The sequence below is a fragment of the Pseudomonas sp. BF-RE-25 genome (genome assembly GCF_019956105.1).
GTDB classification, from domain to species: Bacteria; Pseudomonadota; Gammaproteobacteria; order Pseudomonadales; family Pseudomonadaceae; genus Aquipseudomonas; species Aquipseudomonas migulae.
In genome coordinates, this window is the sequence record NZ_JAHBDB010000001.1 from 51,637 (window position 1) to 64,953 (window position 13,317).

Here is a 13,317-nt window from a genome sequence, read left to right on the forward strand (position 1 = left end):
TATGAGCGAAGATCGATCGAGCAACGGGCAGAAGTCATGGCTGGGTAAGCTCACCCAGGCTTTTGCCCACGAGCCGAAGAACCGTCAGGAGCTGCTGGAGCTCCTGCGCGATGCACATCAAAACAAGTTGCTGGACAGCGAAGCGCTGGCCATCGTCGAAGGCGCCATCCAGGTTGCAGACCTGCAAGTACGGGACATCATGGTCCCGCGCTCGCAGATGATCAGCATCAAGGCGACCCAGACACCCCGCGAGTTTTTGCCCGCCGTGGTCGACTCGGCCCACTCCCGCTACCCGGTCATCGGCGAAAGCCACGATGACGTGATGGGCGTGTTGCTGGCCAAGGACTTGCTGCCGTTGATCCTCAGGGAGAACGGCGACAGCTTCAACATCAAGGACCTGCTGCGCCCGGCCACCTTCGTGCCCGAGTCCAAGCGCCTGAACGTGCTGCTGCGCGAGTTCCGCGCCAACCACAACCACATGGCCATCGTCATCGACGAATACGGCGGCGTGGCGGGCCTGGTGACCATCGAAGACGTGCTGGAACAGATCGTCGGCGACATCGAAGACGAGCATGACGTCGAGGAAGACAGCTACATCAAGCCGCTGCCCAGCGGTGATTTCCTGGTCAAGGCCCTGACGCCGATCGAGAACTTCAACGAATTCTTCGACAGCGAGTTCTCCGACGACGAATTCGACACCGTTGGCGGCCTGGTGATGAGCGCGTTCGGGCACTTGCCAAAACGCAACGAAATCACTGAAATCGGCCCTTACCGCTTCCGCATCCTGAACGCCGACAGCCGTCGGATTCATTTGCTGCGCCTGACACCTATTGCCCGTTAAGGACTGACATGCTCCGCGTAACCCGCCCCGGCTGGCCCGGTAACCTGCTGGCCGTGGCGGCCGGTGCACTCACCACCCTGGCCCTGGCGCCGTTCGATATCTGGCCGCTGGCACTGCTGGCGGTCGGGTTCTTTTATGCCGGTTTGCGCGAACTGAACCCACGTCAGGCCCTTGGCCGTGGCTGGTGTTTCGGTTTTGGTCTGTTTGGCGCGGGCACCAGCTGGATCTACTACAGCATTCACAACTTCGGTGGCGCTTCCGTGCTGCTGGCCGGGTTCCTGATGCTGCTCTTCACCGCAGCGATTGCCTGGTTTTTCGCTCTGCCCGCCTGGATCTGGGCGCGCTGGCTGCGACGCAACGAGGCGCCGCTGGCCGATGCCCTGGCGTTTGCGGCGTTGTGGGTCGGCCAGGAAGCGTTTCGTGGCTGGTTCCTGACCGGTTTCCCGTGGCTCTACTCCGGTTACAGCCAGCTCGACGGCCCGTTGGCCGGGCTCGCGCCTGTAGGCGGGATGTGGCTGATTTCCTTCACCCTGGCCCTGACCGCCGCACTGATCTACAACGCCTTGCGCCTGGTGAAAGCGGGACGTAAAGCCTTCATCGCCGCCGGCGTATTGCTGTTGCTCGGCCCTTGGGTCGTCGGCATCGCACTCAAGGGCCATGCCTGGACCACCCCGGCCGGCGAGCCGCTGAGCGTCGCGGCGATTCAAGGCAATATCGAACAAAGCATGAAGTGGGACCCGGCGCAGCTCAATGCACAACTGGCGCTGTACCGCGACATGAGCTTCAGCTCCAAGCCGGTCGACCTGCTGATCTGGCCGGAAACCGCCGTCCCGGTGCTCAAGGAGTCCGCCCAGGGCTACCTGAACATGATGGGAAACTTCGCCGCGGAACGTAAGAGCGCGCTGATTACCGGCGTACCGATCCGTGAAGAAGTCCACCACCAGAAGCGCTTCTACAACGGCATTACCGTAGTGGGTGAAGGCGATGGCACGTACCTCAAGCAGAAACTGGTGCCGTTCGGTGAGTACGTACCGTTGCAGGAAGTGCTGCGTGGGCTGATCGCGTTCTTCGATTTGCCGATGTCGGACTTTGCCCGCGGCCCCGCCGATCAGGCGATGCTGCAAGCCAAGGGTTATCAGATTGCGCCGTTCATCTGTTACGAGGTGGTTTATCCGGAATTCGCCGCCAGCCTTGCCGCTCGCAGCGATCTGTTGCTGACCATCAGCAACGACACCTGGTTTGGCACCTCCATCGGCCCGCTGCAACACTTGCAGATGGCGCAGATGCGCGCGCTTGAGGCCGGTCGCTGGATGATCCGCGCCACCAACAACGGCGTCACCGGCCTGATCAACCCGTTTGGGCAGATCACTGTCCAGATCCCACAGTTCGAACGCGGCATTCTGTATGGCGAAGTGGTGCCAATGCACAACCTGACGCCGTATCTTGAATGGCGTTCGTGGCCGCTGATCATCGTGTGCGTGCTGTTGTTCGGCTGGGCGCTAGTCGCGAACCGGATGGCCAAAACCGTCTGAATCTCTGTAGGAGCGAGCTTGCTCGCGATGGACGTGAACGATGACGCGTGTTTGCCGCAAACAAGCGCCGCTTTCAGACTCATCGCGAGCAAGCTCGCTCCTACAGGAAATGGGTGAACTTCGGGTTATCGATAAAACAACGAATACCCCACCTGCCCCACTGCCTCATTCAATAACTGCCCGCTCTGCCAGATCGACTTGAACTCCGGCATCCAACCACCCAGCGGTCGGGCGTTGTCTACGCCTAAAAACCCTACAGGTGCTGCCACCACCTCAAATCCTGCCTTCTGGAAACTCCAGACTGCCCGAGGCATGTGCCAGGCCTGAGTCACGACCACAACGCGCTTGATCCCTTGTGGCAGCAACACCTCGGCGCTGAACTGCGCGTTTTCCCAGGTCGTACGGCTGCGCCCTTCCTGCCAGCGCACAGTTACGCCGAAATCATCGAGCAACGAGTCCGCCATCAACTTGGCTTCTGTCGGTGGCGTGCCGTAATGCAGGCCGCCACTGGTCAGGATCGGCAAGCCAGACGCCTTGGCCAGTCTGGCGGCATAACGCTCTCGCTCCAGACCGACACCGGTCGGCTGATCGGCGCCCCAGGCCGGATCGCCACGTTCACGCCCCGATCCCAGCACCACAATTGCATCGGCACGCTGAGCCAGGGCGGCCCATTCGTCGCGAGCCAGTGGGGGCATACGTTCAAGGGCTTCGGCGCTCCACTGCACCACCACCGGCAAACTCATCAACCAGAAACCGCCCGCGCCCAATACAAAGCACACGCCCGCAAGGCGCGGCCTTGAGCGGCGAAGCCACCAGGCAAGCACCAGTAACAACAATAAAATGCCGGGAGGCAGCAGAAGTTGTTTAACGAAGTAACGAAAAGGCATCGAGCATCTCCTGAAGATGCCCGAAGCCTAAGTGGGTTGACGCAATGCGACAACAAATGCGAAAGGACTAAGCTTTAAAAAACCATACGCCATGGGTTCAAGTGCCCTTACTTGAATTGCAGAGACCGGACCTTTACCGCGTCTCTGCCGGGTGCCTTGTCCTTGAGCCAGATGATCTTGGCCGAACGTGGTGCGTCGAGTTGCTTCACTGCTTCTGACAAGCATCCGTGTGTTTCACGTTCACTGCGGTCCAGATACGCCTTGACCAGTTCAAACTCTGCGGGGCTCAGGCCACGCAGCTCCAGCTCCAGGGGACGTTCATCGCGCAACCGGCCAGCGGTTTTTGCCGCGTCCAAGGCCAATCCCAGACGATCGATCAGTCTTTCGTACAACTCCGGTTTTGTAACTTTTTGCTGTGACTCAACCATCCCTCACCTCATTGAAGATAAGACTCACTCCCCATTTAGAGCTTAGCTTCCATGAACAAACCGGCTGAACGCCGCGACCAACGGCCCTCGCAGCCATTTCTGCGAGACGCGCGGCAGTAATCAGGGTTTCCCTCGGTAGAGTGCGGTCATGTATGCTACGGCGCTTCCTGTAACTCCACTTCCAGCTCGTCTGGGCACCGAAACGCCGATTTGGCGTGATCACCGTCCAGCGTCGCATTGAAGAGGATTAGGCCACCCCTATTCAGTTCAAAAGTAGCCATGCACGAACAATATCAGCCCCGTGAAATCGAAGCCGCCGCCCAGTCGTTCTGGGACGAGCAAAAGTCCTTTGAAGTCAGTGAACAGCCAGGCAAGGAGACGTTCTATTGCCTGTCGATGTTCCCTTACCCCAGCGGCAAGCTACACATGGGGCATGTGCGCAACTACACCATCGGCGACGTGATCTCCCGCTACCAGCGCATGCAAGGCAAGAACGTCCTGCAACCCATGGGTTGGGACGCCTTCGGCATGCCGGCGGAAAACGCCGCGATGAAGAACAACGTAGCGCCCGCCAAGTGGACCTACGAAAACATCGCCTACATGAAAAACCAGCTGCGCAGCCTGGGCCTGGCGGTGGACTGGTCGCGTGAAGTGACCACCTGCAAGCCCGATTACTACCGCTGGGAACAATGGCTGTTCACTCGCCTGTTCGAAAAAGGCGTGATCTACAAAAAGAGCGGCACCGTGAACTGGGACCCGGTCGACCAGACCGTCCTGGCCAACGAGCAAGTGATCGACGGTCGCGGCTGGCGTTCCGGCGCGCTGATCGAAAAACGCGAAATCCCGATGTACTACTTCAAGATCACCGCGTACGCGGATGAACTGCTGGAGAGTCTCGACGATCTGCCGGGCTGGCCTGAACAGGTCAAGACCATGCAGCGCAACTGGATCGGCAAGTCCCGCGGCATGGAAGTGCAGTTCCCGTACAACGTCGATTCCATCGGCGAAGTCGGCGCGCTGAAAGTCTTCACCACCCGTCCGGACACCCTGATGGGCGCGACCTACGTCGCCGTGGCCGCCGAACACCACCTGGCCACCCTGGCCGCACAGAACAACCCTGAGCTGCAAGCGTTCATCGCTGAATGCAAGGGCGGCAGCGTCGCTGAAGCCGACGTCGCCACCCAAGAGAAAAAAGGCCTGCCGACCGGCCTGTTCGTCGAGCACCCACTGACCGGCGAGAAGCTGCCGGTGTGGGTCGCCAACTACGTGCTGATGCATTACGGCGATGGCGCGGTCATGGCTGTTCCGGCGCACGACGAGCGTGATTTCGAGTTCGCCCACAAGTACAACCTGCCGGTCAAATCGGTGGTGCGCACCAGTTCAGGTGACACCAACCCGGCGCCGTGGCAAGACGCCTACGGCGAGCACGGCACGCTGATCAACTCCGGCGAATTTGACGGCCTCGACTTCGCAGGCGCTTTCGACGCCATGGAAGTCGCGCTGATCAAGAAAAACCTCGGCGCCTCGCGTACCCAGTTCCGCCTGCGCGACTGGGGCATCAGCCGTCAGCGTTACTGGGGCTGCCCGATCCCGATCATCCACTGCGGCACCTGCGGTGACGTGCCGGTCCCGGAAGACCAGCTGCCTGTCGTACTGCCGGAAGATGTGGTGCCGGATGGCGCCGGTTCGCCATTGGCCCGCATGCCCGAGTTCTACGAGTGCACTTGCCCGAAATGCGGCGCACCGGCCAAGCGTGAAACCGACACCATGGACACCTTCGTCGAGTCCTCCTGGTACTACGCCCGTTACGCCTCGCCGCACTATGAAGGCGGCCTGGTGGAGAAATCCGCGGCCGACCATTGGCTGCCGGTGGATCAGTACATCGGCGGTATCGAACACGCGATTCTTCACCTGCTCTACGCGCGCTTCTTCCACAAGCTGATGCGCGATGAAGGCCTGGTGAGCTCCAACGAGCCGTTCAAGAACCTGCTGACCCAGGGCATGGTGATCGCCGAGACTTACTATCGTCGCGAAGCCAATGGTGCTTACACCTGGTTCAACCCGGCGGACGTCGAACTCGAACGCGACAGCAAGGCCAAGGTCATCAGCGCCAAGTTGATCGCCGACGGCCTGCCGGTGGAAATCGGCGGCACCGAGAAGATGGCCAAGTCAAAGAACAACGGCGTCGACCCTCAGTCGATGATTGACCAGTTCGGCGCAGACACCTGCCGCCTGTTCATGATGTTCGCCTCGCCGCCTGACATGAGCGCGGAATGGTCCGACTCAGGTGTAGAAGGTTCGCACCGCTTCCTCAAGCGCGTCTGGCGTCTGGCTCAAGCGCACGTGACTCAGGGCCTGCCGGGCAAACTGGACATCGCCAGCCTGAACGACGAGCAGAAAGTCATTCGCCGTTCGATCCACCAGGCGATCAAACAGGCCAGCCACGACGTTGGCCAGAACCACAAATTCAACACCGCCATCGCCCAGGTGATGACGCTGATGAACGTGTTGGAAAAAGCCCCGCAGGCGACCGAACAGGATCGCGCGCTGGTTCACGAAGGTCTGGAAACCGTGACGCTGCTGCTGGCTCCGATCACCCCGCACATCAGCCATGAGCTGTGGCATCGCCTGGGTCACGCCGATCCGGTGATCGACGCCGGCTGGCCAGTGCTGGACGACAGCGCACTGGTGCAGGACAGCCTGACACTGGTTATCCAGGTCAACGGCAAGCTGCGCGGCCAGATCGAAATGCCGGCCAGCGCGACGCGTGAAGAGATCGAAGCCGCTGCCCGTATCAACGAAAACGTGCTGCGTTTTGTCGATGGCCTGACTATTCGTAAAGTGATCGTAGTGCCCGGGAAACTGGTCAATATCGTCGCCAGCTAATTGGATCAGGCGCCAGGTGAGCCTGGCGCCGAGTAAAACCTTTCGGGCCGCATGATCGGCCCACATGGTTTCAAGGGGAGCAACAAGATGATCAAACGCAATTTGCTGGTGATGGGCCTCGCGGTCCTGTTGAGCGCCTGCGGTTTCCAGCTGCGCGGCACCGGCACCTATGAAATGGCGATCAAGGAAATCGACCTGAGCGCGCGCAATGCCTATGGCGACACCGTGAACCTGATGCGTCAGGCGCTGGAAAGCGGCGGCGTCAAAGTCTACAGCGGTGCTCCGTTCAAGCTGGTGCTGACCAATGAACAGGAAAGCCAGCGCATTCTCAGCTACGCAGGTGCCGGCCGTACTGGCGAGTATGAGCTCACTACCGTGCTCAGCTACGACATCAATGGCCACGGCGACGTGCCGCTGTTGAGCGACAAGATCGAAATGCAGCGGGTCTTCATCCACGACGGCAACAATCTGGTGGGTTCCGACCAGGAAGCCGCCGATGCCCGCAAGGACACTAGTCGTGAACTGGTTCAACGCATGATGATCCGCCTGCAACAGCTTACGCCGACTCATCTGGAGCAAATGCAACAGACCGCCGACGCCAAGGTCAGAGCTGACGCTGCAGCACTGGAAGCAGCGCAGAAGGCTGAAGCGGAAACGCCGCGTCAGTCGCCTGTCGAAATCCCGCAGCAATAAGACTTGCGGGGCGCTCAGGCGCCCCGTTTGCCCTCGCCTATGAAACTCGCCCCCGCCCAACTCGCCAAACACCTGCAAGGTACGCTCGCGCCGGTCTACATCATCAGTGGCGACGATCCGCTGCTGTGTCAGGAAGCCGCCGACGCCATTCGCGCAGCCGCCCGTCAACAGGGCTTCGATGAACGTCAGGTGTTCGCCGCCGAAGCCAGTTTCGACTGGGGAACGCTGCTGCAAGCCGGCGCAAGCATGTCGTTGTTCGCTGAAAAACGCCTGCTGGAACTGCGTCTGCCATCCGGCAAACCCGGTGACAAAGGCGCAGCCGCATTCATCGAGTACTGCTCGCGACCGGCCGAAGACACCGTGTTACTGATCAGCCTGCCGAAGCTCGACGGCAGCGCGCAGAAAACCAAGTGGGGCAAGGCGCTGATCGAAGGTCAGCACACTCAGTTCGTGCAAATCTGGCCGGTGGACGCCAGCCAGTTGCCGGGCTGGATCCGGCAGCGCTTGTCCCAGGCAGGCCTGTCCGCCAGCCAGGACGCCGTGGAACTGATTGCCGCGCGAGTCGAGGGCAACTTGCTGGCGGCCGCGCAAGAGATCGAAAAGCTCAAGCTGATGGCCGAAGGCGGGCAGATTACCGTCGAAACCGTGCAAGCCGCGGTGGCCGACAGTGCGCGCTTCGATGTCTTCGGCCTGACCGACGCGATTCTCAACGGCGAAGCCGCTCATGCCCTGCGCATGCTCGAAGGGCTGCGCGGTGAAGGCGTCGAGCCGCCGGTGATTCTCTGGGCGCTGGCCCGGGAACTGCGCTTGCTGGCCAACCTCTCGCTGCAATACAGCCAGGGTGTGCCGCTGGACAAAGCCTTCAGCTCTGCCCGACCGCCGGTCTGGGACAAACGCAAACCGCTGATGAGCAAAGCCTTGCAACGCTACTCGGCGCAACGCTGGGCACAGTTGTTGTTGGAAGCGCAGCGCATCGACGCACAGATCAAAGGTCAGGCGGCGGGTTCGCCATGGATGAGTTTGAGTCGGCTGTCGTTGTTGATGTCTGGGCAGCGGCTGACATTGCCTGCCGAATAAGGCGTTCGACCGCATCACGGCCATTCGCGGGCAAGCCTCGCTCCTACAGATCCGATGCTAAACCTGTAGGAGCGAGGCTTGCCCGCGAAGACGTCCGAAAGGTCCTACGCAATGTGGGGTCTAGACAGAACCCCAACTTCGGCAGATTATTTCCCCCCGCAAAACCCCACTCAATCGAGAGATCCGATCATGAGCAAAAAGCCATCTAAACATGGCCCCAACAAGGCCAAATCCATCATCGCCCAGCCACTGTTCCGCAGCCGTCAGGAACGAGCCGGCAAGGGCAAAGGCAGCTACCGCCGCGAAGCCTTCCAGTCTGACAACTGGGAGGCTTCTTACTTTCTGGCGGCCTGAAAGGCAAGCCATCGCTCAACATGTTAAGGTCTGCACCTGATCCGTATTCCCTGGACCCGTGCATGCCCCTTTGTATTTCCCGTCGTTGGCATTTTCGCCAATTGATTGCTGCCTCCAGCCTCGTTCTGCTTGTCGCCTGCGCGGAAAAACCGACCGCCGCCGACGCCCAACCGCTTCAGACCCTTCCCGTCGCGACAGCCCCAGCGGTGATCCCGCCCGTGGTGCCGACCGGTGAGAATCTCGACATCCAGCCGACCCAGACCTTCGCCGAATGGCAGGCGGGTTTCCGCAAGGATGCGCTGGCCGCCGGCATCCGCGCCGACCTGTTCGACCGCGCCTTCGCCAATGTCAGCCTGGACACCAGCGTGATCCGTGCCGACCGCAGCCAACCGGAGTTTTCCCGCCCGGTGTGGGAATACCTCGATGGCGCCCTGTCGCCGCTGCGCGTGCGCAAAGGTCAGGCACTGGTCAGCCAGTACGCCGACATCCTGCAAAGTATCGAACAACGCTACGGCGTCGATCGTCAGGCACTGGTTGCGGTGTGGGGCATGGAAAGTAACTTCGGCCAGTTTCAGGGCAGCAAGTCGGTGATCAACTCCCTGGCGACGCTGGCCTACGAAGGCCGGCGCCCTGGTTTCGCCCACGCGCAATTGATCGCGGCCCTGCAGATCCTGCAACAGGGCGACATCGCGCCGGAGAAAATGCTCGGCTCCTGGGCCGGCGCCATGGGCCAGACCCAGTTCATCCCGACCACCTACAACACCCACGCCGTGGACTTTGATGGCGACGGCCGTCGCGACATCTGGGGCAGCTCTGCCGACGCCCTGGCGTCGACCGCGCACTACCTGCAAAGCTCTGGCTGGCAGAAAGGCCAGCCATGGGGCTTTGAAGTGCAGCTGCCGGGCAGCTTCAACTACGTGCTGGCCGATGGCTCGATTCGCAAGAGCGTCGCCGAATGGCAGCAATTGGGCGTCACGCTGCCTAACGGCGGCCAGGTTCCGGCCGGTTCGGAACACCTGTCGGCGGCCCTGCTGCTGCCGGCGGGCTATCGTGGCCCGGCATTCCTGGTGCTCGACAACTTCCGTGCGATCCTCAAGTACAACAACTCGTCGTCCTATGCGCTGGCCGTCAGCTTGTTGGCTGGGCGCTTCAACGGCGCGGGTTTCATCAATGGCACCTGGCCCAAGGATGATTTGCCGCTGAGCCGTACCGAACGGATCGAGCTGCAAAACCTGCTGAGCGCGCAGAAATACGAAGCGGGAACCGCCGACGGCATCATCGGCGCCAATACCCGCAAAGCGATCCGCAGCGCCCAGCAGTCGTTTGGCTGGCCGGCGGACGGGTATCCGACGCACAAGTTGCTCGAAGGCCTGAGAAACCGCTAAAAGCATCGCGAGCAGGCTCGCTCCCACAGGGTTCGCGCATAACCTGTGGGAGCGAGACCGGCTTGCCGGCGATGACTGACTATCTGGCGACAATATCTACCGCTTGATCACAACATCCTGCTCCAACACCAACTCCTTGCTCCCCGCATCCAGCCGGACCAATGCCCCCATGGGCAGCGTCAGGTTCGGATCGCAATGCCCGCTGCGCCACCCCGACAACACCGGAATCCGCAACGGCTCGAACGTCTGCTTGAGCAACCGCTCCAGCGCAATCGAGTCGACCCCCGCCACATCGCCCACCAGAACCCCGCGCAGCTTGCCCAGCGTGCCGGCCAGACGCAGATGAGTCAGCAATCGGTCGATGCGGTACAACGGCTCGTTGATGTCCTCGATAAGCAGGATGACGCCCTCGGCCTCGATTTCATAAGGCGTACCCATGGTCGCGGCAATCATCGACAGATTACCGCCCAGCAAGCGCCCATGAGCGATGCCTGGCTCGATTGTGGTCAACGGGTAAGCCACCGGGTGCGTCAAGACACTGCCCGCCTTCACCTGCCCCCTGAGCATGTTGAAAAACGAGGACTCGGTAGGCTTTTGCTTGTCCCCCAATAAATCAGCGTTGAGCAGCGGGCCATGAAAAGTCACGAACCCGGCATAACGGCTGATCGCCAGGTGCAGCGCCGTGATATCGCTGTAGCCGATGAACGGCTTGGCGTTGTTCTGCAATAGTTCGAAATCAATGCGATCGAGCAAACGCGGCGTGCCGTAACCACCGCGCAGGCAAATGATCGCATCGACCTCGCTGTCCGCGAACGCGGCGTGCAGGTCATTGAGCCGCACGTCGTCGCTGCCGGCCAGGTAGCCGTCCTGCTCATACACACCAGGGAAAATCCGCAATGCGTAACCGCGCGCGCGCATCCAGCTGATGGCCTTATCGGTGTCCAGTGCAGCGGGGCCTGCGGGCGCAATGACGCCGATCAGCCCTTGCGAGGGCAAGGCCGGTACGGGTTTGTGGGGAAAAAGAGTGTGGGTCGGTCGAACGGTCATCCATGAATCTCCCTGCGCGAAAGCTTCTGCACACAGTAGTCAGGAACGGGAATAAACAGAAGAGGGACAGTCGCCCCACAGCGTGCAGGAAAAGACTGTAGTTGCCGTAGGCACGGCCAAAAAAATGCCCGCAAGGCTGAAAAGCCTTGCGGGCGTTTTGTTACAACGACGAGATCAGTTCAGCTTTAACCAGCTTCGCCTGCTCGTCGGCGTGGTACGAGGAACGTACCAACGGACCGGAAGCGACGTTCTTGAAGCCCATCTTGTAACCTTCCTCGGCGAACCAGGCGAAGGTGTCCGGGTGCACGAAACGTTGCACCGGCAAGTGGCTGCGGGACGGTTGCAGGTACTGGCCGAGGGTCAGCATGTCGATGTCGTGCTCGCGCATGCGCTTCATGACTTCGATGACTTCTTCGTCGGTCTCGCCCAGACCCAGCATCAGGCCGGACTTGGTAGGAATGTGCGGCATCATCTGCTTGAAGCGTTGCAGCAAGGTCAGCGACCACTGGTAGTCCGAACCCGGACGCGCAGCCTTGTACAGGCGCGGCACGGTTTCCAGGTTGTGGTTGAACACATCCGGTGGCTCGGCGGCGGTGATTTCCAGCGCCACGTCCATGCGCCCACGGTAGTCCGGGACCAGGGTTTCGAGCTGCACGTTCGGCGACAGCTTGCGGATTTCGCGGATGCAGTCGGCAAAGTGCTGGGCACCGCCGTCACGCAGGTCATCGCGGTCAACCGAAGTGATCACTACGTATTTCAGTTTCAGGTCGGCGATGGCAATGGCCAGGCTTTCCGGCTCATTCACGTCCAGTGGTTTCGGACGGCCGTGGCCAACGTCGCAGAACGGGCAGCGACGGGTGCAGATGTCGCCCATGATCATGAAGGTCGCGGTGCCGCCGGAGAAGCACTCGCCCAGGTTCGGGCAGGACGCTTCTTCGCACACGCTGTGCAGCTTGTGTTTGCGCAGCAACGCCTTGATGCGGTCGACTTCCGGGGAAACCGGGATGCGCACGCGGATCCAGTCAGGTTTCTTCGGCAGTTCGGTGGTAGGAATGATCTTTACCGGGATGCGTGCAACCTTCTCGGCGCCGCGCAGCTTGACGCCGGCTTCAACCTTGGCACGCGGGGCCGGACGCTCGGTGACATCCAGCGTCGGGATCATGGTTTGCACTGCATCAGTAGTCATATCAGTCGATTCCGCCCGTTAGGGTCGTCTGCTCAGCATAGTCGAGGTGTTTGACGAGCTGCGCGCGCAGCCGGGCACTTACCTCGGCAAATTCAATCGATCCTGCGTGATCGCTCAGCTGGGTCATCGCCAGCCCGGCGTAGCCGCAGGGATTAATCCGTCGAAACGGTTCCAGGTTCATGTCCACGTTCAGGGCCAGGCCATGAAAGGAACAACCGTGGCGGATCCGCAGACCCAGGGAAGCGATTTTCGCCCCATCGACGTAGACACCCGGAGCATCCGGCTTGGCCGCAGCCGTCACGCCGTAGCTGGCCAGCAGCTCGATCAGGCAGTGTTCCATGCGGGTGACCAGGTCACGCACACCGAACCCCAGCTTGCGCACATCGAGCAACAGATAGGCGACCAACTGGCCTGGACCGTGATAAGTCACCTGACCACCGCGATCGACCTGCACCACCGGAATATCTCCCGGCAGCAACAAGTGCTCGGCCTTGCCGGCCTGGCCCTGGGTGAACACCGGCGGGTGCTCAACCAGCCAGATCTCGTCTGCGGCATCGCTGCCGCGTTCGTTGGTGAAGCGTTGCATGGCATGCCAGACCGGCTCGTACGCCATCTGGCCGAGCTCGCGAAAGCCCAGCGTGCCAGACATCACAGCACCATGTGCACGAAGCCGGTAGCCCGCAGTTCGCTGTTGATGTTGTACAGCTGGTCCTGGTCGGTGGCGACGATGTGCAATTGAATCGTGGTGTATTTGCCGTTGGTGCTTTGGCGCTCATCCACACGGTCATGGTTGATCGTCGCGTGTTTCTTGACGATCTCGATGATCCTGTCTTTGTTGCCAACACCGGTATCGCTGATCACCTTAACCGGGTAATCAACGTTGGGGAATTCGATCTTGGGCGCCTTTACTTCAGTATCGGTCATGGCGTAACGGCCTCGTAAGCGTAAGCCGTGGCGACGGGCATGACCCCGCGCCGGATGAGCGCGGGACCATGCAGGTG

At 60.9% G+C, this 13,317-nt stretch carries 13 protein-coding genes; 7 read left to right on the forward strand and 6 right to left on the reverse strand.

Annotated features, from left to right (window positions below; translation table 11 throughout):
* The first annotated feature begins 1 nt into the window (after window position 1).
* Together KGB24_RS00240 and lnt are read left to right on the forward strand one after the other, a co-directional pair.
* Window positions 2-841, forward strand: coding sequence for an HlyC/CorC family transporter (locus KGB24_RS00240; protein ID WP_008035118.1), 840 nt, complete (start codon window positions 2-4; stop codon window positions 839-841).
* A gap of 8 nt (window positions 842-849) precedes the next feature.
* Window positions 850-2,373, forward strand: coding sequence for an apolipoprotein N-acyltransferase (lnt, locus tag KGB24_RS00245; RefSeq protein WP_223414462.1), 1,524 nt, complete (start codon window positions 850-852; stop codon window positions 2,371-2,373).
* Window positions 2,374-2,498: 125 nt separating this feature from the next.
* Here the strand turns inward: lnt and KGB24_RS00250 are convergent, their stop codons facing one another.
* Window positions 2,499-3,260 carry a YdcF family protein gene (locus KGB24_RS00250; protein ID WP_008035115.1) on the reverse strand — a complete coding sequence of 254 codons (762 nt, stop codon included), beginning with the start codon at window positions 3,258-3,260 and terminating at the stop codon, window positions 2,499-2,501.
* Window positions 3,261-3,367: 107 nt separating this feature from the next.
* Window positions 3,368-3,688 (reverse strand): hypothetical protein, encoded by a 321-nt coding sequence (locus KGB24_RS00255; RefSeq protein WP_008035114.1) that lies wholly within the window; start codon window positions 3,686-3,688, stop codon window positions 3,368-3,370.
* Between the two features lie 279 nt (window positions 3,689-3,967).
* Here KGB24_RS00255 and leuS point away from each other — a divergent pair, with 279 nt between their 5' ends.
* From leuS to KGB24_RS00280, 5 genes are all read left to right on the forward strand, one after another.
* Entirely contained in the window at window positions 3,968-6,574 is a 2,607-nt protein-coding gene (leuS, locus tag KGB24_RS00260) for a leucine--tRNA ligase (RefSeq protein ID WP_223414463.1), read from the forward strand.
* A gap of 87 nt (window positions 6,575-6,661) precedes the next feature.
* Window positions 6,662-7,267 carry an LPS assembly lipoprotein LptE gene (gene lptE / locus KGB24_RS00265; RefSeq protein ID WP_008035109.1) on the forward strand — a complete coding sequence of 202 codons (606 nt, stop codon included), beginning with the start codon at window positions 6,662-6,664 and terminating at the stop codon, window positions 7,265-7,267.
* Between the two features lie 39 nt (window positions 7,268-7,306).
* Entirely contained in the window at window positions 7,307-8,344 is a 1,038-nt protein-coding gene (gene holA / locus KGB24_RS00270; RefSeq protein WP_223414464.1) for a DNA polymerase III subunit delta, read from the forward strand.
* Window positions 8,345-8,533: 189 nt separating this feature from the next.
* Complete coding sequence (arfA, locus tag KGB24_RS00275) at window positions 8,534-8,698, forward strand: alternative ribosome rescue factor ArfA (RefSeq protein WP_008035105.1); 165 nt, start codon at window positions 8,534-8,536, stop codon at window positions 8,696-8,698.
* A gap of 62 nt (window positions 8,699-8,760) precedes the next feature.
* A complete protein-coding gene (locus KGB24_RS00280) occupies window positions 8,761-10,083 on the forward strand; it encodes a lytic murein transglycosylase (RefSeq protein WP_223414465.1) in 1,323 nt (440 codons plus the stop codon).
* A 96-nt stretch (window positions 10,084-10,179) separates the two neighbouring features.
* Here KGB24_RS00280 and KGB24_RS00285 read toward each other — a convergent pair whose 3' ends face one another.
* From KGB24_RS00285 to KGB24_RS00300, 4 genes are all read right to left on the reverse strand, one after another.
* Window positions 10,180-11,130, reverse strand: a complete 951-nt coding sequence (locus tag KGB24_RS00285; protein WP_223414466.1) for an LD-carboxypeptidase — start codon at window positions 11,128-11,130, stop codon at window positions 10,180-10,182.
* A 160-nt stretch (window positions 11,131-11,290) separates the two neighbouring features.
* Entirely contained in the window at window positions 11,291-12,316 is a 1,026-nt protein-coding gene (gene lipA, locus KGB24_RS00290; protein WP_008035102.1) for a lipoyl synthase, read from the reverse strand.
* 1 nt (window position 12,317) lies between these two features.
* Window positions 12,318-12,965, reverse strand: a complete 648-nt coding sequence (gene lipB, locus KGB24_RS00295) for a lipoyl(octanoyl) transferase LipB (protein WP_128871443.1) — start codon at window positions 12,963-12,965, stop codon at window positions 12,318-12,320.
* Window positions 12,965-13,240 (reverse strand): DUF493 domain-containing protein, encoded by a 276-nt coding sequence (locus KGB24_RS00300; RefSeq protein ID WP_008022933.1) that lies wholly within the window; start codon window positions 13,238-13,240, stop codon window positions 12,965-12,967. Before KGB24_RS00300 ends, lipB begins: the two co-directional genes overlap by 1 nt.
* Window positions 13,241-13,317: the final 77 nt, after the last annotated feature.